Here is a 1,202-nt window from a genome sequence, read left to right on the forward strand (position 1 = left end):
GCTGGGGATAGCGTCGCGCCATGCCGAGCCGCGACGCCGCCGCGCGCGGGGCCCCGGCGGCGGCGTCCCCGGTGCTGCCGGAGGGCTACCGCTCCGGCGAGCCAGGGCTGCGGCGGGCCTCGGTGGCCCTCTTCCTCGCCGGTCTCGTCACCTTCGCCCTGCTCTACGCGCCCCAGCCGCTGCTGCCGCTGCTCGCCGAGGACGTCGGCGTCTCGGCCGGGGCGTCCACGCTCGCGGTGTCCGCCGCCACGGCGGGGCTCGCGGCGGGCCTGCTCGTGGCCGCGCCGCTGTCCGAGCGCGTCGGCCGGACCCGCCTCGTGCACACGTCCCTGCTCGCCTCGGCGGTCCTCGGCCTCGCCTGGGCGCTGGTGCCGTCGTGGCCCGCGCTCGTCGCCCTGCGCGCCCTCCAGGGGCTGGCGCTGGCGGGCCTGCCGGCGGTCGCGGTGGCCTACCTGCGCGAGGAGGTGCACCCGAGCGCGGCCGGCTGGGCCACCGGCCTCTACGTGGGCGGCAACGCCGTCGGCGGGATGGTGGGGCGCCTCGTCGCGGCGGGCCTGGCCGAGCTCGGCGGCTGGCGGCTCGCCGCGAGCGCCACCGCGCTCCTCGCCCTCGTGGCGGCGGTGGCCGTGCGGCGGCTCCTGCCCGCCTCGCGCCGCTTCGTCCCGGCGCCCGCGGGGCTGCGCCAGCTGGCCCGACGCACGCGCGGGGTGCTCACGGACCCGGCGCTGCTGGCGCTCTACGCGCTGGCCTTCCTCCTCATGGGCGCCTTCGTCGCCGTCTACAACGCCATGGGCTTCCGCCTCGCCGCCGCGCCCTACGGCCTCGGCCCGGGCCTCGCGGGGCTCGTCTTCCTCGTCTACGCGCTGGGGTCGGTCTCCTCGACGACGGCGGGCCGGCTCGCGGACGCCGTCGGGCGGCGCGCCGTGGTGCCCGTCGCGGTCCTCGTCGTGCTCGTCGGTGCGGCGGCCACGCTGGCGCAGCCGCTGTGGGCGGTGGTCGCGGGCCTGGCCGTCCTCACGGCGGGCTTCTTCGCCGCGCACGGCGTCGCGAGCGGCTGGGTGGCCGCCCGGGCCGGCGCCGGCGGGCGGGCCACCGCGCAGGCGGCGTCGGCCTACCTCGTGGCCTACTACGCGGGGTCGTCCGTGGGCGGGACGCTCGCGGGAGCGGCCTGGGGCGCCGCCCGGTGGCCCGGCGTCGTCGTC

1 protein-coding gene is annotated in these 1,202 nt (G+C 80.4%); it reads left to right on the forward strand.

Features of this window, described 5'->3' with window-relative positions:
• Positions 1 to 20: 20 nt before the first annotated feature.
• On the forward strand, positions 21 to 1,202 hold a 1,182-nt coding region (locus tag HLB09_RS17285), incomplete at its 3' end, for an MFS transporter (protein WP_171204517.1).

This window comes from Pseudokineococcus marinus (assembly GCF_013004605.1).
In the GTDB taxonomy this organism is placed as follows: domain Bacteria; phylum Actinomycetota; class Actinomycetes; order Actinomycetales; family Quadrisphaeraceae; genus Pseudokineococcus; species Pseudokineococcus marinus.